Origin of the sequence: Sphingomonas sp. HDW15A (assembly GCF_011301715.1) — a bacterium.
GTDB lineage: Bacteria > Pseudomonadota > Alphaproteobacteria > Sphingomonadales > Sphingomonadaceae > Sphingomicrobium.
Genome location: NZ_CP049870.1, coordinates 381,110 through 402,070, shown reverse-complemented (window position 1 = coordinate 402,070; position 20,961 = coordinate 381,110). Strand labels below are relative to the sequence as shown.

Here is a 20,961-nt window from a genome sequence, read left to right as displayed (position 1 = left end):
CCATGCAGCAATTCGACCTGACCGACGAGCAGCGCCAGATCCAGGAGATGGCGCAGCAGTTCACAGCTGATGCCATCACGCCGCAGGCGGCTGAATGGGACGAGAAGCACATCTTTCCCAAGGACACGATCCGCGCCGCGGCCGAGCTCGGCTTCGGCTCGATCTACGTCAGCGAGGAGTCCGGCGGGATCGGGCTCGGGCGGCTGGAAGCGGCGCTGATCATGGAAGCGATGGCCTATGGCTGCCCCTCGACCAGCGCATTCATCTCGATCCACAACATGGCGGCGTGGATGATCGACCGGTTCGGCGGCGAAGAGGTCAAGCAGAAGTATTTGCCGTCGATGGTGACGATGGAGCGGATCGGCAGCTACTGCCTGACCGAGCCGTCGTCAGGCTCCGACGCCGCCGCGCTCAAGACCAAGGCCGTCCTGGATGGCGACCATTATGTCGTCAGCGGCTCAAAAGCGTTCATCTCGGGCGGCGGCGAGAACGAGATTTACGTGACGATGGTCCGCACCGGCGAGGACGGACCGAAGGGCATCAGCTGCCTAGTCATCGAGAAGGACATGGCGGGCGTCAGCTTCGGAGCGCAGGAGAAGAAGCTCGGCTGGCATTCGCAGCCGACCGCGCAGGTCAATTTCGACGAAGTCCGGGTCCCCGTCGCCAACCGCGTCGGTGCGGAGGGCGAAGGCTTCCGGATTGCGATGATGGGCCTTGACGGCGGCCGGCTCAACATCGGCGCCTGCTCGCTTGGCGGCGCGCAGCGCTGCCTCGACGAAGCGATCAACTATACCAAGGACAGGAAGCAGTTCGGGAAAGCGATCGCCGACTTCCAGAACACGCAGTTCATGCTAGCCGACATGGAGACCGAGCTGCAGGCCGCCCGATACTTGCTCTACGTCGCCGCAGCGAAGGTCACCGCCAATGCGCCCGACAAGACCAAGTTCGCGGCGATGGCCAAGCGCCTCGCCACCGACAGCGGTTCGAGCATCGTCGACCGCGCGCTGCAGCTTCACGGCGGCTACGGCTACCTCCAGGATTATCCGATCGAGCGCTTCTGGCGCGACCTTCGGGTTCACTCAATTCTGGAAGGCACCAACCAAGTCATGCGGATGATCGTGGGCCGCGAACTGACCCGCCAGTAATGACCAGGAAACCCACTCTCCCCTTCGATCCGTTCGCGCTTGCCCAGGCGGCCGGCGCGACGGCGCTCGGCCTCGCCTCGCGTCCGCAGGACCTGCTCCAGGTGCAGATGGAGGCGGCCAGGCAATGGGGCGATTTCTGGACGGATGCGCTGACCGGCAAGGCCGGCGAAGCGCCGCGCGACCGCCGCTTCATGGCCGCCGAGTGGCAGGACGATCCCTATTACCGCTCAGTCCGTGACGCCTACCTGCTGGCATCGAAGCAGCTTCGCGAACTGGTTTCACTCGGTGATGGCGACGACAACGCGAAAGCGACCGCGCGATTCCTGCTCGACCAGTATCTCAATGCCGTCAGCCCGGCGAATTTCGCCCACACCAATCCCGACGTCGTCAAGCGGACCAAGGAAACGAACGGCGCGAACCTGGTTCAGGGTTTCGCCAATTTCCTGGAGGACGTGACCAGCGGCAAGGGCATCGTCCAGCGCCGTTCCGACCCCAAGGCGTTTGAGAAGGGCAAGACCATCGCCGCGACGCCTGGCGAAGTGGTCTTCCAGAACGATCTGTTCCAGCTCATCCAGTACACACCGACGACGGACAAGGTGGCCGCCGAGCCGCTGCTTTACGTGCCGCCGCTGGTGAACCGCTATTACATGATCGATCTCGCTCCCAATCAGTCGTTCGTGAAATGGCTGGTCGAGCAAGGGCGCACCGTTTTCGTCATCAGCTGGGTCAATCCGGGACCGGAGCTCAAGGACAAGGGGGTCGGCGACTACGTCACCGAAGGCGTCGTCACAGCGATCGAGCAAGCGGCGAAGCGCACCCGTCAAAAGCCCGACCTGTTCAGTTTCTGCCTTGGCGGGACATTGGTCGCGATCGCGCTGGCCTGGCTCGCCGCAAAGGGCCGCGCCGACGAGGTCAATTCCGCGACGCTGATCGGCAGCCTCGTCGATTTTTCCGACATGCGCGATTGGTCGGCGTTCGTCCATGAAGGGCATTTGTCGGCGCTTGAGGATCACCTTGAGGCGCAAGGGTATATCGACAGCCTGGAGCTTCAGCGGCTGTTCGCGGCGATGCGCGCCAACGACCTCATCTGGTCGAGCGTCATCAATCACTATCTGCTCGACAAGGAAGCGCCGCCGAGCGACCTGCTCTACTGGTTCGAGGATGGCGCGAGGATTCCGGCCGCCTTCCTGAAGAGCTACAATCGCGACTTGCTTAAGGACAACAAGCTGAAGGACCCGGCCGGCTTCACGGTCGGCGACGTCGCCATCGACCTGGCCAAGATTACCACGCCGATGATGGTCATCGCGCTGAAGGACGATCACGTCTCGGCATGGGAAGCGGTCTATCGCGGAGCCCGCGACCTCGGCGCCGACTTCGTCCTCGGCGGATCGGGGCATAATGCCGGGGTGATCAACCCGCCTTCGCGCAACAAGCACGGCTATTGGACGGCCAAGGCAATGCCTGAAAGCGCAGGCGACTGGCTCGCGGGCGCGACCAAGAACGAGGGCAGCTGGTGGCCGCTTTGGACGAAATGGCTCGACGGCAAGGGCAGCGGCAAGCAAGTCGCGGCACGCAAGATTACCGACGGGATCGAGCCAGCCCCCGGCACCTACGCGACAATGGACTGAGATGAACGACGTAACGACCGACTTGCGTGACGTGCTGACCGTCAAGGAAGGGCTTGCCGGCCGCCTACGCCTCAACCGGCCCAAGGCCCTGCATAGCCTCAATCGCCAGATGGTTCGCGACATGGCCGCCGCGCTCCACGAGTGGCGCGACGACCCGGACGTGCGGATCATCCTGATCGACCATGCAGAAGGCCGCGGCTTCTGCGCCGGCGGCGACGTGGTCACCATCAGCCAGAATGTCGAAGGGCACGAGACCGCGGCGCGCGCCTTTTTCTTCGACGAATATCGGCTCAATCACCTGGAATACACCTACCCTAAGCCCGGCGTCGCCTTCATGGACGGCGTCACGATGGGCGGCGGCGTCGGCATCGCCTGCCCATGTCGTTTCCGGGTTGCGACCGAGCGCACCGTGCTCGCGATGCCGGAAACGACGATCGGAATCTTCCCCGACGTCGGCGGCGGACGATATTTGTCGCGTCTTCGCGGGCGGATGGCCCAGTTCCTGGCGCTGACCGGGGCGCGGCTCGACGGTGCGGAATGCCTCAAGCTTCGGCTCGCCACGCACTACATCCAGTCCGACCGGCTGGAGGAAGCCAAGGAGCGGATCATGGCCCAGCCATTCCGTGTTCAGGCAATCCTTGATGAACTCAGTGAAGAAGATGTCCCGCCCGCCAGGATCACGGACAATCTCAAGAAAATCGACCGCTATTTCGCGTCCGACCGGCTTGAGGAGATTCTCGACGCTCTGGACGAGGGCGCCGCGGCTGGCGACGATTGGGCGGCCAAGGAAGCGGCGACGATCCGCAAGAAGTCGCCGATGGCCTGCAAGGTCAGCCTCAAGCTGCTCCAGGAAAGCCCCTACCAGCTCCACTTTGTCGACGAGATGCGGATGGAGTATGGGATCATGGTCCGGCTAATCCATCATCCCGACTTCAAGGAAGGCGTGCGCGCCCTGCTGATCGACAAGGACAACAATCCAAATTGGCACCCGACGCGGCCGGAAGCGATCGGCGATCGCGACGTCGAGGCCTTTTTCGAGCCTCTTCCTCCCGAGGAGGAATGGCGGCCGTTCGATTTTTAGGAGCACCCTGATGAGCTACGAAACCATTCTCGTCGAGAAAAAGGGTGCGGTGACACTCGTCACCCTGAACCGCCCGCAGGCGCTCAACGCGCTCAATTCCACCGTGCTCAAGGAATTGATCGACGCCTTCGCGGCCTATGACGCCGACCCCGATCAACGCTGCCTCGTTCTTACCGGAAGCGAGAAGGCCTTCGCCGCCGGGGCCGATATCAAGGAGATGCAGGCGCAGGGATTCGCGGACATGTATTCGGCTAACTTCTTCGGCGGCTGGGAGAAGGTCACGCGTACCCGCAAGCCGTGGATCGCCGCGGTCAATGGCTTTGCGCTCGGCGGCGGCTGCGAAGTGGCGATGATGGCCGACTTCATTATCGCCGGCGACAATGCCAAGTTCGGCCAGCCCGAAATCAAGCTCGGCGTCACGCCCGGCATGGGCGGCTCGCAGCGGCTGACTTGGGCAATCGGCAAGTCCAAGGCGATGGAAATGTGCCTGACCGGGCGGATGATGGACGCGAAGGAAGCGGAAACCAGCGGCCTCGCCGCGCGGGTCGTCCCGGCCGCGTCGCTGGTCGAGGAAGCGCTCAAGACTGCCGAGACCATCGCCGGAATGGCGCCGCTTGCCGCCATCGCCAACAAGGAGATGGTCAACGCCGCGTTCGAAATGGGCCTAGCGCAGGGCATCAACTTCGAGCGGCGGCTGTTCCACGGCCTGTTCGGCACCGAGGACCAGAAGGAAGGCATGAGCGCGTTCGTCGAGAAGCGCCCGGGCAAATGGAAGGGTAAGTAAGATGGCACGCGTCGCATTCATCGGCCTCGGCAACATGGGTGGCGGGATGGCCGCGAACCTCGTCAAGGCAGGGCATGAGGTCGTCGCCTTCGACCTTGCCGAGCCGGCAATCGAGCGGGCCAAGGGCAACGGCTGCAGCATAGCCACGAGCGCTGAGGAAGCGGTGGCGGGAGTCGATGCGGTTGTCACCATGCTGCCGGCCGGAAAGCATGTCGCCGGCGTGTACCGCGACAGCGTGTTCGGAAAGGCGCCGGCGAGCGCGATCCTGATGGACTGCTCGACCATCGACGTCGTGACCGCAAAGCAGGTCGAGGACGAAGCCAAGGCGACCGGCTACACGATGGTCGATGCGCCGGTATCCGGAGGCATCGCGGCGGCGGATGCGGGCACTTTGACCTTCATGGTCGGCGGATCGAATGACGGCTTCGCCAAGGCCCGGCCATTCCTCGATAAAATGGGCAAAGCGGTGATCCATGCCGGCGGTCCGGGCGCGGGCCAAGCGGCCAAGATCGTCAATAACATGCTGCTGGGCGTGACGATGGCCGGAACCTGCGAGGCGTTCGTGCTGGCGCAGAAGCTGGGCCTCGACCCGCAGACCTTCTTCGACATCTCCAGCAAGGCCAGCGGCCAGAGCTGGTCAATGACGAGCTATTGCCCCGTCCCTGGGGTCGGCCCGGAAACGCCCGCCGACCGCAATTACGACGGCGGCTTTGCGGCGGCGCTGATGCTGAAGGATTTGAAGCTGGCGATGGAAGCGGCCAAGGAAGCTGGCGCCTATACGCCGATGGGCGGCGAGGCCGAGGAGCTTTACCAGCGCTTCGTCGACCGGGGCGGCGCCAACAAGGATTTCAGCGCGCTGATCAAAATGATCGACGACAGCTGGACGCCTCCCGCTTGATTGGCGGCATCACAAGGGCCACATCGCCGTCATGCTGATAGAGATCGAACGGACGCCCAACCCGGCGACCCGCAAATTCCTGCCCGGACAGACCGTGATGGAAGCGGGCGGACGCGATTTCGCCACGCCGGAAGCCGCCGCCGCCAGTCCGCTGGCCGAGGCCCTGTTCGCGACCGGGATGGTCGACGGCGTCTATTTCGGCCGCGACTTCATCAGCGTCTCGGCGGCGCCGACGATCGAATGGGACCAGCTCGAGCCGGAGGTGCTAACCCTCTTGCTCGACCACTTCTCTCTTGGCGCTCCGCTGTTCAAGCCGGGCACGGCCGGCGAGATCCATGTCGCGTCGGACGCCACGCCCATTTTCGAGGACGATCCCGCCGACGCCGATATCATCGATCAGATCAAGGATCTGATCGAGACACGGGTCCAGCCGGCCGTCGCCAACGACGGCGGCAACATCGTGTACAAGGGCTACAAGAACGGTCGGCTGTTCCTGGAGATGCAGGGCGCTTGCGCCGGTTGCCCTTCGTCCACGGTGACGCTCAAGCGCGGCATCGAGAGCCTCATCAAACATTACGTGCCCGAGGTCGAGACCGTCGAAGCGGTCTGAAACCGCGCCGATTTCCGCCGATTTCACTTGCTCAGGGCAAGGAGTCATGAACTAATCCGGGCAGAAGAGGCGCGCCCCCGTGATCCTGACGATCGACACATCGACCCCGGCCTGCACCGTCGCATTGATCGGCATCGACGGGACGGTTCATGCCAGCCGCGACGAGATCATCGGCCGGGGCCATGCTGAGCGACTAGTGCCGCTGATAGCCGAGATGATCGAAGGTCATGTGCCGACCCGAATTGTCGTTGGCACCGGGCCGGGCAGCTTCACCGGCCTAAGGATCGGAATTGCCGCAGCGCATGGGCTGGCGATCGGGTGGGAAGTGCCGCTGTGCGGAATGTCCTCGCTTGCGCTGATCGCAGCCGGCGCGCCGGGCGACGGACCTCTCGCAGTGGCCATCGCGGGCGGGCATGGCGAACTCTTCGTCCAGCAATTCACGCGTTCGCCGCTCAAGGTGAAGAGCGAAGTCACAAGCCTTAAGCCGGACGCTGCGGCGGCGGCCGTTACCGCCGCGCTTGTCGTTGGAAGCGGAGCTTCGGCGCTGGTCGCGGCACGCGGCAGCGGAGAGGCACTGGACCTCCTTCCTTCCGCAGCCAACGCGATGCTCCTGCCGAAGGCGCTTCGCAACCTGACCGTTACGCCGGCATACGCCCGCTCGCCGGACGCGCAGCCGCGCGCTGCAGCCTGATGACGGCAGCGGTGCAATCATCGTTCCACCTCGCTGCCGGGGGCCCGGCCGATCTTCCCGACGTCATGCGCATCATGAGCTCCGCGTTCCCGCCCACTTTCGGGGAAGGCTGGTCGAAGTCGCAGTGTGCGGGGATTCTTCCGCTCGGCGGAGTCCGGTTGGTGGTTGCACGAACGGCCGATGGCGAGCCGGCCGGCTTCTCCCTCGATCGCCGTGTTGTCGACGAGGCGGAGTTGTTGCTCCTTGCAGTCGGCAGCGGCTTCCAGCGACAAGGGCTCGGCACGTTGTTGCTTCGGGAATTCATCGAAACCCACCGCGGCGGCGATGTCGCCCGCCTGCACTTGGAAGTCCGCGATGGTAACCCGGCTGTAACGATCTACGAACAGTTCGGCTTTCGCGCAGTCGGCCGGAGGAAGGATTACTATCGCGGCGCCGACGGCGTGTTCAACGACGCAGTGACGATGATCCGGGAACTCGAATAGCGACCTGCCGATCTTGATCTGGGTTTATTGCAAAGGCCACGCATTGCGTCATAACCGTCTTGGCGAAGGTACACGCTTGCGTTTCGAAAAGAATATTTGCTCGGAGAATTTTTGAAATGGATGACAACCTCAAGGAGACGCTGGTCACGCTTACCGCGGACATTGTCGCTGCGCACGTCAGCAACAATAGCGTCGCCGTGAACGACCTTCCGCAATTAATTTCCAACATCCATGGCGCACTTGCCGGATTGACCGGAATGACCGCAGAGGAAGCCCGGCCGGAGCCGAAAGTGCCGATCCGCTCCTCGATCAAGCCCGACTATATCGTCTGCCTGGAGGACGGGAAGCGGCTGAAGATGCTGAAGCGTCACCTGATGACCCACTACAGCCTTACGCCGGACCAATACCGCCAGAAGTGGGGCCTGCCGTCCGATTACCCGATGGTCGCTCCGAACTATGCCGAACAGCGGCGGACTCTGGCCAAGTCGATCGGGCTTGGCACCAAGCGCCGCAAGGGTGGACGCAAGGCCGCAGCCAGGTAGCGCTTATCGGGGCGGGTGCGCCGAACGCCCGCCCCTGCCCTTTTCACACAGGTAAGCCATGGACGTGGTGCTCATCGCCCTCGTGGCGGCCTTAGCATCGGCCCTGACCCTTTATTCCGGCTTCGGGCTAGGGACGGTCCTTCTTCCCGCCTTTGCGCTCTTTCTTCCGGTTCCCGTCGCCGTCGCCGCGACCGGAATCGTCCATTTGCTCAACAATCTGTTCAAGGGCGCGCTGCTGTGGCGGCGCGCGGACTGGCGGACCGTGCTGCGCTTAGGCATCCCCGCTATTCCAGCGGCGATCCTCGGCGCGTGGTTGCTGGCGATCCTGGGCGACACGCCGCGCCTGTTCGAATGGGCCTCCTTCGGCCGCAGTTTCGGGCCGACCGCGGCGGACCTAACCGTCGGCCTACTGATGATCGCCTTCGCCGCGCTGGAACTGCAGCGCTGGTTCCAGAAGCTGGAGGCCCCGCCCGGCTTCATCCCGCTCGGTGGATTGCTGTCCGGCTTCTTCGGCGGCCTTACCGGCCAGCAAGGCGCGTTCCGGTCGGTATTCCTGCTCCGGGCAGGGCTGACCGCCGATCGGTTCATTGCCACCGGGGTGATGATCGCGGTCATAGTCGATTTGACGCGACTGACGACTTATGCCGCGACCTTCGACGGCGGGTTCGACCCGGCGAAGCGCGAAGGGCTGATGATCTTGGTCGGAACGTTGAGCGCCTTTCTCGGCGCCTTCATTGCGGCCCGCTACCTCGACAAGATGACTATCGGCGCGGTTCGCTACGGCGTCGCGGGCCTGATGTTCGTAATTGGTGCGGCCCTCAGCGCCGGCGTGATCGATTAACGACGTTGAATCGCTAGAGTCCGCTTTGGGTCGAAAGCTATCATTCGCGCTGATAAGGTCTGAAGCATGACAGCGGGCAAAAGGCCGAAGCGATACCGGGGTTATCGCCCACCACCTCTGTGGTGGTACAAGGTAAAATATTCTGCGTCCGCCGCAGTCCTGGCGCTGTTCACGATCTTCTCAGTCGCCCAAATGACACTCGGCGTACTAACGGGCGTGCTCGCGGTCTTTCTATCCAAGACGGACGAGGTCGTGCGCTGGTCAGATTCTCCGGGGCGCTTCGCTTGGCAAATGACCCTGTGGGGCGCGACGGCGTTCGTATCGTTCGCCGGTTCTTATGCCCTTTGGGTAGCGTTGAAGGGCTTGAAGGGCCCCTCGGCCGAAACGCGCCTTTGAGCCGCCATCTCTAGGCCGCCATCGGATGCCGGAAGCTTATCAGCGTGAGCCCGAGTTCCGCTGCTTTCTGCCGGACATCGGCGACATTGCGGTTCATGTAATCGGCGATCTCGCTCACCGGCGCCTCACGAACGTACAGACCGCGAAGGGTTGCGGTATCTTCCTCAGACCAAGGAGCGAAGCTTTCGTTTGCGGCGTCGGTCGAGAGCATGAAGCGGTTGTTTTCCATGCGTTCGAAAAACCGCTTGCTCGCCCGAGGTTCCGCGCCGTCGACGTCACAAATATTAATAGTGCTTCTTTCACATTTCGGCGCCAGGCATCGGGCTGATCGCGTTGCGCTCCGCCGCCTTCGCTATTAGCTAGGGCTCTATGCATCGTACCATCGACATCGAGCAGCTGTGCGCGGACAAGGGGCTTCGCATTACCGAGCAGCGGCGGACTATCGCCAAAGTCCTGGCCGACAGCGAGGACCATCCCGACGTCGAGACGCTTCATTCTCGCGCGTCCGCGGTCGATCCCAACATCTCGATCGCCACGGTTTACCGCACGGTCCGGCTGTTCGAAGAAGCCGGTATCCTCGAGCGGCACGAGTTCGGCGACGGCCGCTCCCGCTATGAAGCGGCGTCGGAAACGCATCACGACCATTTGATCGACGTCGAGACCGGCAACGTCATCGAATTCGTCGACGAAGAGCTTGAGGAGTTGCAGCGACGGATCGCTGACCGTTTGGGCTTCCGGCTCGTCGACCATCGCATGGAGCTTTATGGGGTCCGCAGCGACCGCGACCGGTAATTCGTCGCGCTGGCGGGCCTATGTCCGCCTGACCATGCTCATCGGCTGGTTCGCGATCTGTATCGGCCCGCACCTCGCGGCGCGCGCCGTAGGACGATCGCATTGGCCGCGCCGGTTCCTGGCCGGCGTGGCGCGGATCGCGGGCGCGGATGTCCGCCGGCACGGCCCACGGCCCGGCGCCGGTCACCTCATTCTCGCCAATCATATCAGCTGGCTCGACATTCCCGTGCTTGCCGGGGCGACCGGCTGCGCCTTCGTGTCAAAGGCGGAAATCCGCGATCACTGGTTCCTGCGCTGGATCGCGGAACAAAATGCCACCGTCTATGTCGACCGCGCCGCCCGGCGAGATGTCCACGACCAGGCCGCGAGCCTTCGCGAAAAGCTGCAGAGCCAACAGCCGCTGGCGGTCTTCCCCGAAGGCACGGTCGGCGACGGCCGCGCGCTCTTGCCGTTCAAGCCCGCCCTGCTTTCCGCCGTCGCCCCTCCGCCCGACGGAGTGCAGGTCGTGCCGGTGGCGATCGACTATCATCACCACGCCGAGGTGATCGCATGGGACACGGACAAGCCAGGTCTTCACGATTTCCTTCGCGTGCTCGGCCGCTCGGCCTCAACCACCGTGACTGTGCGCGTGCTGGAACCGCTACCCGCCCACGGTAACCGGAAAGCGCTGGCCCGCTCGGCAGCGGAGGCGATCGCCGGAGCGCTGGCGACTTCCTCAACGTCGCGCCCTGCCCTATAGGCCCGCCGCGATGACTTCCCCCGCGACTCGCCCGAAAACCTTTACGGTCAAGAGCTTCGGCTGCCAGATGAACGTCTATGACGGCGAGCGCATGGCCGAATTGCTCGGCGCCGAAGGCATGCGCGCGGCGGGTGCTGGCGAGGATGCCGACCTCGTCGTCCTCAACACCTGCCACATCCGCGAGAAAGCTGCGGAGAAAGCCTATTCCGACATTGGGCGACTGAAGCGCGATGACGGCACCAGGCCGATGATCGCGCTGGCCGGATGCGTCGCTCAGGCCGAAGGCGCTGAAGCGCAGGCGCGCAGCAAGATGATTGACCTCGTCGTCGGCCCCCAAGCCTATCACCGCCTGCCCGAATTGCTAGCCGATGCCGCTGCCGGGCGGCGCCCGGTCGACACCGACATGCCCGCAATTTCCAAGTTCGGTGCGCTCCCCGCTCGCCGGAAAAGCGGGCCGAGCGCGTTCCTTACCGTTCAGGAGGGCTGCGACAAATTCTGCACTTATTGCGTCGTGCCGTACACGCGCGGGGCGGAAGTCAGCCGTCCGTTCGGCGACATCGTCGACGAGGCGCGAGCGCTGGCCGATGGCGGCGCGGTCGAAATCACCTTGCTCGGCCAGAACGTCAATGCATGGAGCGATGGGGCGCGCGGCCTCGACGCGCTGATCCGCGAGATTGCGAAGATCGGTGGCGTCGAGCGTATTCGCTATACCACCAGCCACCCGATGGACATGAGCGATGCGCTGATCGCCGCCCATGGCGAGATCGACAGGCTGATGCCCTATCTCCACCTGCCGGTGCAGTCGGGAAGCGACCCGATCCTCAAGGCCATGAACCGCAGCCATGACGTCGAAAGCTACGTCCGCCTGATCGAGCGATTCCGGGCCGTGCGGCCGGACATCGCCATCTCCGGCGACTTCATTGTGGGCTTCCCCGGTGAAACCGAAGCGGATTTCGAAGCAACGCTCGCCATTGTCGACGAGGTTCGCTACGCAGCAGCTTATTCGTTCAAATATTCGCCGCGACCGGGCACCCCGGCGGCGATGATGGAGGGGCAGATCGCGGGCGAAGTGATGGACGAGCGGCTTCAGCGCCTCCAGGCGCGACTCGCCGAGCACAGCCTGGCCTTCAACCGCGCCTGCATCGGCCGCGACACGCAAATCCTGATCGACCGCAAGGGGCGCCAGCTCGGCCAGATGGTCGGCAAGTCGCCCTGGCTTCAGTCGGTCCATGTGACCAGCGACGCAAAGATCGGAGAGATGATCGACGTGACATTGACCAGCGCAGGACCGAACAGCCTTGGCGGCTCGCTTCGCACGGTAGAAGCAGCCTGATGGCCAAGCGCGACCTCGCCGCCGCCAACGTCGACGCCCCGATCGAAGGGCGTGCCCGGCTGGAGCTGGAATTCGACCAGCCCTACCTCCTCGGCCCGTTGTTCGGCGACTACGACCGTCACCTGGTGATGATCGAGGACCGGCTCGGCGTGCACATCGCCGCCCGCGGCAACCGCGTGATGATCGAGGGCGAGCCGGATTCAGCGGCGCGCGCCCGCGACGTCCTCGTCGGCCTCTACAACCGGCTCGACCAAGGCCATGACGTCGATACCGCCGCGGTGGAGGCGGTGATCGGAATGGCGGCCCAACCCGCGCTCGATGGAATCATCAGCGAAGACGTGGCCAATGCCCCTCGGGTGATGATCCGCACCCGCAAAAAAACAATCGTCCCGCGTTCAAGCGTCCAGACCGCCTACATGGAAGCGCTGGCGCGCGACGACATGATCTTCGCGCTCGGCCCGGCCGGCACCGGCAAGACCTATCTCGCGGTCGCGCAAGCCGTAGCGATGCTGATTACCGGGCAGGTCGACCGCCTGATCCTGTCGCGACCGGCTGTTGAAGCCGGCGAGCGCCTCGGCTTCCTTCCCGGCGACATGAAGGAGAAGGTCGACCCGTATCTCCGCCCGCTCTACGACGCGCTGTACGACATGTTGCCGACAGAGCAGGTTGAGCGACGCATCGCCAGCGGCGAAATCGAGATCGCGCCGATCGCTTTTATGCGCGGACGTACGCTGAGCGACGCCTTCATCATCCTCGACGAGGCACAGAACACCACGCCGCAGCAGATGAAGATGTTCCTGACCCGCTTCGGCATGCGCAGCCGGATGGTGATCTGCGGCGACCCGAACCAGACCGATTTGCCGAATGGCGTAACGTCGGGGCTCGGGGACGCGGTTGCGAAGTTGCAGGGCATTCCAAAGCTGTCGATGATCCGTTTTTCGGCCGCCGACGTCGTCCGTCACCCTCTCGTCGGGCGGATCGTGGAAGCTTATGAGGGCCCGGCCAGGTGACACTCGACGTTCTGATCGATTCCGATCCGGAGTGGGACAGTAGCATCGACTGGGCCGCGCTCGCGCGCGGTGCCGCTGAGGCCGCGATTGCCGAAAGCGCGTTCCCGCAACTGGCGCTTGGCGAGCGGCCGGTCGAAATGTCGATCCGGCTAGCCAATGACGAGGAAGTTCACGCGTTGAACGCAGAATGGCGTGGTAAGGACAAGGCGACCAACGTTCTGTCCTTCCCGATGGCAGATGCCGAAGAAATGGATGAGGGCAGTGGACCGGAGTTGATGCTTGGCGACATCATACTGGCCCACGGCGTCTGCGCCAGCGAAGCGGCCGAGAAGTCCATTCCACTCGAGCGGCATGCAACCCATTTGCTGGTCCACGGAACGCTGCACCTGCTAGGCTACGACCATATGGACGACGGCAGCGCAGCCGACATGGAATCGCGCGAGATCCGCGCGCTCTCTCGCCTCGGAATCTCTGACCCCTACGCTGGGGAAACGCTCTGATGGCAGATGGCGAGGACAATGGCTCCAGGCTGTGGCGCGGAATGCGCGCTTTGCTGTTTGGAGAGGACAGCGAGGCGACGCTTCGCGACCAGATAGAGGAAGCGATCGACGAAGCTGAGGGCAGCCGGCCTAAGCGCGGCGACCTCAGCCCACACGAGCGGCAGATGCTCCGCAACCTGCTTCACTTCGGCGACCGCACGGCGGGTGAGATCGCGGTCACACGCGGCGACATCGTCGCAGTCCCGAGAACGGCGACGTTCGATGAGTTGGTCGGCGCCTTCGCCGAAGCCGAACACAGCCGGCTGCCGGTCTATGGCGACGGGCTCGACGACATTATCGGCATGATTCACATCAAAGACGTTTACAAGGCGCTCAACGATCCCGCGCGGGCACGCTCGATCGACGACCTGCTGAGAACGCCGTTGTTCGTGCCCGAGTCTATGGGCGTGCTCGAGCTGCTGGCGCGTATGCGCACCGGCCGCATGCACCTTGGCATCGTCGTCGACGAATTCGGCGGAACCGAGGGCCTGGTGACGATCGAGGACGTTGTCGAGGAAATCGTCGGCGAAATCGAAGACGAGCATGACGAGGCAGTCGTGGCCGGTCTGACCATGCTCGACGACGGTGTTTGGGAAGCCGGCGCGCGGGTCGAACTGGAAGAGATCGCCGAGACGGTCGATCCGCGCCTGTCGAGCGAGGAAGACGAGGTCGACACGATCGGCGGGCTGGCATTCTTGCTCGCTGGCCGGCTGTTGAAACCGGGCGAGTCCGTGCCGCATCCCTCGGGCTGGCGAATTGAATGCGTCGAGGCCGACGCAAGGCGGATGATCCGGCTGCGGCTCCACGCGCCCGAATCCGACGCGCCGAGCGAATAAGGACCGGACTTGGCGATTTCGGTCGACAGGCTGACCAGGCGACCGATGCTGCTCGCGGTGGCTGTCGGTGCGCTTTCCGCGTTCGCATTCCAACCATTCGGTATCTGGCCAATGATGGTCGTCGCGTTCGCGGCGCTGTGCTGGCTACTATGCCGCGCGCAATCGATGAAGGGCGCACTCGGCATCGGCTGGATGTTCGGGCTTGGCCAATACGTCATCGGCCTCAACTGGATAGCGACAGCATTCACCTTCCAAGCAAAGATGCCGCCGTGGCTGGGCTGGATCGCGGTCGTGCTCCTGTCACTCTATCTCGCCGTCTACCCGATGCTGGCGGCAGGGTTGGCATGGCGATTTGGCAAGGCACGGCCACTGGCGCTCGTGCTGGCGCTGGCTGGCGGCTGGGCAATTACCGAGTGGTTACGGGCGACGATGTTCACCGGTTTTGCCTGGAACCCGGTGGGTGTGACACTGATCGATACGCCCTGGCGAGCGACTAGCGCCCTTATCGGCACCTACAGCCTTTCGGCGCTTGTCGTGCTGATCGGCGGAATGCTCTGGCTGACCGCGCGGCGCGAATGGAAAGCACCGGCGGTGCTCGCGGTCCTTCTGATCCTCGCGCTCGTCTTGCCTTACCCCAACTTCGCCGAGAGCCCGGGCACTTTACGGACCATGCCGGTGCGCAACGATCCACCGCATGCGCCGCTCACGCCCCATTCGGCGCTTCAGACAGGGCGCCTCAGGATCGTTCAACCGAACATAGGCCAGGCTGACAAGTGGCGCGATGGTTTCGACCGGATTGCCGCCAATCGTCTTACCGCACTGACGACCCGGAACTACCCCGAGGTAGGCGTCGCCGGCACCGTCTTCTGGCCCGAGGCAGCAGTGACGAACCCGCTGATCGACGAGCGCGCAGGAGCCGAGCGCCTAGTCTACCTCGAGCGACTTCGCGCGACCCGCTCCATTGCAGCCGGGCAGTTGCTAGCGACTGGCGGACTGGCATTGACATCGAGCGACGGAATGGACGTCGATGGCGCAACGAACAGCGTCTTCGTGCTGAACAAGGCCGGCGCCATCGTCGGCCGGTACGACAAGGCGCACCTCGTGCCATACGGTGAATATCTCCCGATGCGGCCCGTGCTTTCCGCCGTCGGCCTTTCGCGCCTTGCCCCCGGCGATCTCGACTTCCGCGCCGGGCCGGGCCCGCGAACGCTGGCACTCCCCGACGGCCTCAAGATGGGCGTGCAGATTTGCTACGAGATCATCTTCTCGGGCCATGTCGTCGATCCGGAGGTTCGCCCCGATTATATCTTCAACCCGTCCAACGACGCCTGGTTCGGGAGCTGGGGCCCACCGCAGCATCTCGCGCAAGCGCGGCTTCGCGCTGCGGAGGAAGGACTGCCGGTGATCCGCGCCACGCCGACCGGGATCAGTGCGATGATCGACTCTTCAGGTCGCTTGGTCGGCTCGGTTGGCGCCGGGAAAGCGGGGACAATCGACGTGCTGTTCCCCTCGAAGCAACCGCCCACGCCCTTCGCCCGCCTCGGCAATGTCATCCCTTTGACGCTGGGCTTCATTTTGCTGCTGGCGGGCATTGTCTTGGGACGGAGCCGCCGCTACAGCACCGGCATATAAAGCTTTCCTTATATCCCGCAGACAGAGGACCGTCGGCGCCCATGCGCAGCAACTATCTCTTCACCTCCGAATCCGTTTCCGAAGGCCATCCGGACAAAGTCGCCGACCAAATCAGCGACGCCATCGTCGACCTTTTCCTGTCAAAGGACCCAGAGGCGCGGGTTGCCTGTGAAACGCTGGTGACGACCCAGAAGGTGGTGCTTGCCGGCGAGATCCGCGGACAGGGAATCATGGACAAGGCCGGCAACTGGGCCGAGGGCGTTCGCGAAGAGATCGAGCGTGCGGTGCGCGACACGGTGAAGGCGATCGGCTACGAGCAGGACGGCTTCCACTGGGATCGGCTCGACTTCGCCAACCACCTCCATCCGCAATCGGCGCACATCGCCCAAGGCGTGGACGCAAGCGGCAACAAGGATGAGGGCGCGGGCGACCAGGGCATCATGTTCGGCTTTGCCTGCGACGAGACCCCCGACCTGATGCCGGCGACGCTCGATTACAGCCACAAGATCCTGGAAGCGATGGCCGCGGACCGCCACAACGGCACCGCGCCATTCCTGGAGCCGGACGCCAAGAGCCAGGTCACATTGCGTTTCGAGAACGGCCGCCCGGTCGAAGCGACCGCGATCGTCGTGTCGACCCAGCATGCCGTGGGCTATGACGAAGGCGACAAGGAAGCGGCGCTCAAGGACTATGTGAAGGGCGTGATCGCCAAGGTACTTCCCGCCGAGCTCCTGACCGACGAGACCGTCTATCACATCAATCCGACCGGCAGCTTCGTCATCGGCGGCCCCGACGGCGACAGCGGTCTCACGGGCCGTAAGATCATCGTCGACACCTATGGCGGTGCGGCCCCGCATGGCGGCGGCGCATTCAGCGGCAAGGACCCGACCAAGGTCGACCGCTCGGCGGCCTATGCCGCGCGCTGGCTAGCGAAGAACATTGTCGCCGCCGGACTCGCCCGCCGCTGCACGATCCAGCTCGCTTATGCGATCGGCGTGCCGAAACCGCTGTCGCTTTACGTCGACACGCACGGCACCGGCACGGTCGCCGACGAGTCCATCGAGGCGGCAATCGGCAAGATCGAGCGCTTGGGCGGACTAACCCCGCGGGGGATTCGAACGGCGCTCGGGCTGAACAAGCCGATCTACGCGAAGACGGCCGCTTATGGGCATTTCGGGCGCAAGGCGGAAGGCGACTACTTCCCTTGGGAAAAGACCGATCTGGCGGACGAGCTAAAGGCCGCGCTGGCCGCCTGAGGGGCGTGTCATGACCGCGCACAAGAAGGGCGACCCGACCACCATCAACCGGCTTTACGGCCGGTCGAGCAGCCATAAGCTTCGTGCCGGACAGGCAGAGCTGGTCGAGACCCTCCTTCCCGCGATCTCTGTCGCGGCCGATGGGGAAATCAGCTCGAAATCTCTGTTCGGCGACGAGCGTCCTCTGCATCTGGAGATCGGCTTTGGCGGAGGCGAGCATCTCGCTTACCGCGCCGACCTTCTGCCCAACCATGGATTCATCGGCTGCGAGCCGTTCCTCAACGGCGTCGCGCAGGCGTTGACCCATGTTCGCGATCAGAGGCTCGCCAACGTCCGTCTATGGATGGGCGACGCGCTCGATGTCTTGCGCCGCATTCCCGACGGGGCGCTAACGATGGTCTATCTGCTGCATCCCGACCCGTGGCCGAAAGCGCGCCACGCCAAGCGCAGGATGATGAACGACGGGCCGATCGACCTGATCGCAACGAAGATGAAGGCGGGTGGCGAATTCCGGGTCGCGACCGACGATCCGACTTATCTTGACTGGTTGTTGATGATCATGGCCCGCCACGAGCATGAGTTCGATTGGGTCAACGACAAGCCAGGCGAATGGCTGGAATATCCGTCGGGCTGGATCGAAACCCGCTATGCCGCGAAAGCGCGACGGCAAGGCCGAACTCCGCATCAATTCCGCTATCGCCGCACCGAAGTCTGAGGCTGAGTCTTGCCTTTCGGACCGACGCGCCTACCTAGCGCGCATGCAGGCCTGCGCTGACGTTCTCGCCGCCATCGGCAATACCCCGCTGATCAAGCTCAGACGAGCGTCCGAAGAAACCGGTTGCACGATCCTCGGTAAAGCCGAATTCATGAACCCCGGCGCCTCGGTGAAGGACCGGGCAGCGCTGAGCATTGTCATGGACGCTGTGAAGCGCGGCGAGCTTCGGCCCGGCGGAACGATCGTGGATGGGACCGCCGGAAATACGGGAATCGGCCTCACCATGGTTGGCAACGCGCTGGGCATGAAGACGGTGATTGTCATTCCCGAAACTCAGAGCCAGGAAAAGAAGGACACGTTGCGGATGCTGGGCGCGGAGCTGGTCGAGGTCCACGCCGTGCCCTACCGCAATCCCAACAATTACGTGAAGATCGGCGGCCGGCTGGCAGAACGCATGGCGCGCGAGAATCCGAATGGGGCGATCTGGGCCAACCAGTTCGACAATGTCGCGAACCGCGACGCCCATGTGCGCACGACCGGCCCTGAAATCTGGGAGCAGACCGACGGCAAGGTCGACGGCTTTGTAGCGGCGGTCGGGACCGGCGGCACGCTTGCCGGCACCGCTTTGGCGCTTCGTGAGCGGAGAGCCGACATCCAGATCGGCATCGCCGACGTACCCGGCGCGGCGCTCTACAACTTCTATAAGAACGGCGAGCTCAAGGCCGAAGGCTCCTCCATCACCGAAGGAATCGGCCAGGGCCGCATCACCGCCAACCTGGAGGGCTTCACGCCAGATCACGCCTTTTTCATCCCGGATGAAGAGAGCGTAAGCGAGACCTTCCGGCTGCTGGAGGAAGAAGGCCTGGCGTTGGGAGCTTCTTCGGGGGTCAACGTCGCCGGTGCGATCCGCCTGGCCCGCGAGATGGGCCCGGGTCACACCATCGTCACCATCCTGTGCGACCCGGCAACCCGCTACCAGTCGCGCCTGTTCAACCCGGAATTTTTGCGTTCGAAGAACCTGCCGGTTCCCCGCTGGCTCGAGCGCCGCACGACCATCGAGCCGGATTATCTTCCGGTCGAAGCTTAAAGGAGAAGAGACCATGACCCTCAGCATTGGAAGCGTTGCGCCCGATTTCAGCGCCGAGACCACAACTGGACCGATCAACTTCCACGAGTGGATCGGCGACGGCTGGGCGATCCTCTTTTCCCACCCCAAGGCTTTCACGCCGGTCTGCACCACGGAGCTTGGCTACATGGCCGGCCTTGGCGAGGAATTCGCCAAGCGAAATACGAAGATCATCGGCCTCAGCGTCGATCCTAACGAAGAGAACAAGGGCTGGCTTCCCGATATCGAAGAAGTGTCCGGCAACAAGGTCGACTATCCGATCGTCAGCGACAGCGACCTCAAGGTCGCCAAGCTCTACAACATGCTGGAGGCTGATGCCGGCGAAACTGCCGCGGGCCGGACCGCGGCCAACAATGCGACGGTGCGCACGGTTTACATCATCGGCCCGGACAAGAAGATCCGCGCCATGCTGCTTTACCCGATGTCGACCGGCCGCAACTTCGACGAAGTGCTTCGCCTGCTCGATTCGGTCCAGCTGACGGAGAGCAAGGGGGTCGCTACGCCGGTCAACTGGAAGCCGGGCGAGCAGGTCATCATTCCGCCGTCGGTCAGCGACGAGGATGCAAAATCGAAGTATCCGGGCGGTTGGGAAACGGTGAAGCCTTACCTGCGCCGAATCCCGCAGCCCAGCTAATCGCCTATCGCGCGGGCGTCAGCCTGAGCAGGCGCCCGCTGCTTCCCCGTCCGCCATCTTCCAGCACGTACAGCGCGCCGTCAGGCCCCTCGTCTACGGCCCGGATGCGCGCGCCCATCGGATAATCGTGCTTCGCAACGACCCGATCACCTTCGATATCGACATGGCTGAGCGACTGGCCGGACAGGCCGGTGACGATAGCGTCGCCCTTCCAGCCTCTGAACAGCTCGCCCTTGTAAATGATCATTCCGCCTGGTGAGATGGCTGGAACCCAATAAGCCTTGGGCGCCTCGAAACCGTCGCCGGGCTTGTGGTCGGGAATGTCGCGACCATCGTAGTGCGAGCCCATGGAGACGCGCGGCCACCCGTAATTCTTGCCAGACAGGACCAGATTCAGCTCATCGCCGTGCTTCGGTCCCATTTCCACCTGCCACAACCTGCCATCAGGCGCGAAGTCGAGACCGAGAAGGTTGCGGTGGCCCATGCTCCAGATTTGCGCGGTGACGCCCCCGCGGCTTGCCCAGGGATTGCCCGGGGCAGGCGCGCCTTCGTCGGTTAGCCGGAGAACCTTGCCGAGATTTCCGGAAAGGTCCTGGGCCGGATCGAATTTCTGACGATCGCCAGAGGTCAGGTAGAGGAAGCCGTCCGGCCCGAAGGCAATGCGATGGGAAAAATGTCCGTTTCCTTCGACCTTCGGCTGCTGCCGCCAGATGACCTTAAAGTTGTCGATCCGCGGCTCCCCCTGAAGGTTCAGCGTGCCATAGCCGAGCACCGCGCCACTAGTTCCGCCGGCTTCGCCTGCCTCGACGAAGCTGATGTAGACCCGGCGGTTCCCGGCGAAGTCCGGGTGGGCGACGACATCGCCGAGACCGCCCTGCCCCGCCACCAGTACCTTAGGCGCACCGGCCACCGCCTTGCGGCTCCCGTTCCCCACGTCAACCAGCCAAAGCTCGCCCGTCTTCTCCGTCACCAAGGCGAGCTTTGTCTTCCTGACTCCGCTTCCGGGAAGGAAATCCATCGCCCACGGCTGTCCGAAATCGGTGACCTCGGCGACCGCGAAGGGCGTCGCGCTGGCGGCTTCGGATGGACGGTCGGCTTGAGCATTGCTGCCATCAGCACAAGCGGCGATGGCGATGGCGCCGGTCAGGATCGTCAAAGGTCTCATCACTCGAACTGCCTCCGGTATATCCCGCCCTATCTAGTGAGGCGAACGCAGCTTGCCAGCCTTCGCTCACCCTTCTATATCCGAAT

The 20,961-nt window shown here is 63.8% G+C and carries 24 protein-coding genes; 22 read left to right on the top strand and 2 right to left on the bottom strand.

Annotation, left to right across the window (positions count from 1 at the left end):
- Positions 1-2 precede the first annotated feature (2 nt).
- The 11 genes from G7076_RS02130 (at position 3) to G7076_RS02080 (ending at position 9,098) form a co-directional block, all read left to right on the top strand.
- Complete coding sequence (locus G7076_RS02130) at positions 3-1,145, top strand: acyl-CoA dehydrogenase family protein (RefSeq protein ID WP_166200023.1); 1,143 nt, start codon at positions 3-5, stop codon at positions 1,143-1,145.
- Positions 1,145-2,773, top strand: coding sequence for a class I poly(R)-hydroxyalkanoic acid synthase (locus G7076_RS02125; RefSeq protein ID WP_166200021.1), 1,629 nt, complete (start codon positions 1,145-1,147; stop codon positions 2,771-2,773). The genes G7076_RS02130 and G7076_RS02125 overlap by 1 nt, the downstream gene beginning before the upstream one ends.
- A 1-nt stretch (position 2,774) precedes the next feature.
- On the top strand, positions 2,775-3,854 hold the full coding sequence (locus G7076_RS02120) for an enoyl-CoA hydratase/isomerase family protein (RefSeq protein WP_166200019.1): 1,080 nt from the start codon (positions 2,775-2,777) through the stop codon (positions 3,852-3,854).
- A gap of 10 nt (positions 3,855-3,864) precedes the next feature.
- The gene (locus G7076_RS02115; protein WP_166200017.1) at positions 3,865-4,638 is read left to right on the top strand and encodes an enoyl-CoA hydratase; all 774 of its coding nucleotides are present in this window, start codon (positions 3,865-3,867) and stop codon (positions 4,636-4,638) included.
- A gap of 1 nt (position 4,639) precedes the next feature.
- Entirely contained in the window at positions 4,640-5,536 is an 897-nt protein-coding gene (gene mmsB, locus G7076_RS02110) for a 3-hydroxyisobutyrate dehydrogenase (protein ID WP_166200015.1), read from the top strand.
- A gap of 31 nt (positions 5,537-5,567) precedes the next feature.
- The gene (locus tag G7076_RS02105) at positions 5,568-6,146 is read left to right on the top strand and encodes a NifU family protein (protein ID WP_166200013.1); all 579 of its coding nucleotides are present in this window, start codon (positions 5,568-5,570) and stop codon (positions 6,144-6,146) included.
- A 79-nt stretch (positions 6,147-6,225) separates the two neighbouring features.
- Complete coding sequence (gene tsaB, locus G7076_RS02100; RefSeq protein ID WP_166200011.1) at positions 6,226-6,837, top strand: tRNA (adenosine(37)-N6)-threonylcarbamoyltransferase complex dimerization subunit type 1 TsaB; 612 nt, start codon at positions 6,226-6,228, stop codon at positions 6,835-6,837.
- An 11-nt stretch (positions 6,838-6,848) separates the two neighbouring features.
- Positions 6,849-7,319, top strand: a complete 471-nt coding sequence (locus G7076_RS02095; RefSeq protein ID WP_240913834.1) for a GNAT family N-acetyltransferase — start codon at positions 6,849-6,851, stop codon at positions 7,317-7,319.
- Positions 7,320-7,435: 116 nt separating this feature from the next.
- On the top strand, positions 7,436-7,861 hold the full coding sequence (locus G7076_RS02090; RefSeq protein ID WP_166200007.1) for a MucR family transcriptional regulator: 426 nt from the start codon (positions 7,436-7,438) through the stop codon (positions 7,859-7,861).
- A 58-nt stretch (positions 7,862-7,919) separates the two neighbouring features.
- On the top strand, positions 7,920-8,702 hold the full coding sequence (locus G7076_RS02085) for a sulfite exporter TauE/SafE family protein (RefSeq protein WP_166200005.1): 783 nt from the start codon (positions 7,920-7,922) through the stop codon (positions 8,700-8,702).
- Between the two features lie 66 nt (positions 8,703-8,768).
- Positions 8,769-9,098: a hypothetical protein gene (locus G7076_RS02080; protein ID WP_166200003.1), complete on the top strand. Its 330-nt coding sequence runs from the start codon at positions 8,769-8,771 to the stop codon at positions 9,096-9,098.
- A gap of 10 nt (positions 9,099-9,108) precedes the next feature.
- Here the strand turns inward: G7076_RS02080 and G7076_RS02075 are convergent, their stop codons facing one another.
- Positions 9,109-9,327: a hypothetical protein gene (locus G7076_RS02075; protein WP_166200001.1), complete on the bottom strand. Its 219-nt coding sequence runs from the start codon at positions 9,325-9,327 to the stop codon at positions 9,109-9,111.
- Between the two features lie 140 nt (positions 9,328-9,467).
- On the opposite strand from G7076_RS02075, the gene G7076_RS02070 reads away from it, so the two are divergent.
- Genes G7076_RS02070 through G7076_RS02020 form a run of 11 tightly spaced genes read left to right on the top strand, consistent with a single transcriptional unit; the run spans position 9,468 to position 19,710 of the window.
- Positions 9,468-9,890, top strand: a complete 423-nt coding sequence (locus G7076_RS02070) for a Fur family transcriptional regulator (RefSeq protein WP_166199999.1) — start codon at positions 9,468-9,470, stop codon at positions 9,888-9,890.
- Positions 9,862-10,629 (top strand): lysophospholipid acyltransferase family protein, encoded by a 768-nt coding sequence (locus G7076_RS02065; RefSeq protein ID WP_166199997.1) that lies wholly within the window; start codon positions 9,862-9,864, stop codon positions 10,627-10,629. The genes G7076_RS02070 and G7076_RS02065 overlap by 29 nt, the downstream gene beginning before the upstream one ends.
- Positions 10,630-10,639: 10 nt before the next feature.
- The gene (gene miaB / locus G7076_RS02060; protein WP_166199995.1) at positions 10,640-11,962 is read left to right on the top strand and encodes a tRNA (N6-isopentenyl adenosine(37)-C2)-methylthiotransferase MiaB; all 1,323 of its coding nucleotides are present in this window, start codon (positions 10,640-10,642) and stop codon (positions 11,960-11,962) included.
- Positions 11,962-12,972: a PhoH family protein gene (locus G7076_RS02055; protein WP_166199993.1), complete on the top strand. Its 1,011-nt coding sequence runs from the start codon at positions 11,962-11,964 to the stop codon at positions 12,970-12,972. Before miaB ends, G7076_RS02055 begins: the two co-directional genes overlap by 1 nt.
- Positions 12,969-13,472 carry an rRNA maturation RNase YbeY gene (gene ybeY / locus G7076_RS02050; RefSeq protein ID WP_166199991.1) on the top strand — a complete coding sequence of 168 codons (504 nt, stop codon included), beginning with the start codon at positions 12,969-12,971 and terminating at the stop codon, positions 13,470-13,472. The genes G7076_RS02055 and ybeY overlap by 4 nt, the downstream gene beginning before the upstream one ends.
- Positions 13,472-14,347: a hemolysin family protein gene (locus G7076_RS02045; RefSeq protein WP_166199989.1), complete on the top strand. Its 876-nt coding sequence runs from the start codon at positions 13,472-13,474 to the stop codon at positions 14,345-14,347. The genes ybeY and G7076_RS02045 overlap by 1 nt, the downstream gene beginning before the upstream one ends.
- A gap of 9 nt (positions 14,348-14,356) precedes the next feature.
- Entirely contained in the window at positions 14,357-15,979 is a 1,623-nt protein-coding gene (gene lnt, locus G7076_RS02040) for an apolipoprotein N-acyltransferase (protein WP_346774097.1), read from the top strand.
- 41 nt (positions 15,980-16,020) lie between these two features.
- Positions 16,021-17,235 (top strand): methionine adenosyltransferase, encoded by a 1,215-nt coding sequence (metK, locus tag G7076_RS02035; RefSeq protein WP_166199987.1) that lies wholly within the window; start codon positions 16,021-16,023, stop codon positions 17,233-17,235.
- A gap of 10 nt (positions 17,236-17,245) precedes the next feature.
- Positions 17,246-17,950 carry a tRNA (guanine(46)-N(7))-methyltransferase TrmB gene (locus tag G7076_RS02030; protein WP_166199985.1) on the top strand — a complete coding sequence of 235 codons (705 nt, stop codon included), beginning with the start codon at positions 17,246-17,248 and terminating at the stop codon, positions 17,948-17,950.
- Between the two features lie 43 nt (positions 17,951-17,993).
- Positions 17,994-19,037, top strand: coding sequence for a cysteine synthase A (locus tag G7076_RS02025; protein ID WP_166199983.1), 1,044 nt, complete (start codon positions 17,994-17,996; stop codon positions 19,035-19,037).
- Between the two features lie 13 nt (positions 19,038-19,050).
- Positions 19,051-19,710 (top strand): peroxiredoxin, encoded by a 660-nt coding sequence (locus G7076_RS02020; protein WP_166199981.1) that lies wholly within the window; start codon positions 19,051-19,053, stop codon positions 19,708-19,710.
- Positions 19,711-19,714: 4 nt separating this feature from the next.
- Here the strand turns inward: G7076_RS02020 and G7076_RS02015 are convergent, their stop codons facing one another.
- Complete coding sequence (locus G7076_RS02015) at positions 19,715-20,875, bottom strand: PQQ-dependent sugar dehydrogenase (protein ID WP_166203271.1); 1,161 nt, start codon at positions 20,873-20,875, stop codon at positions 19,715-19,717.
- Between the last annotated feature and the right edge of the window lie 86 nt (positions 20,876-20,961).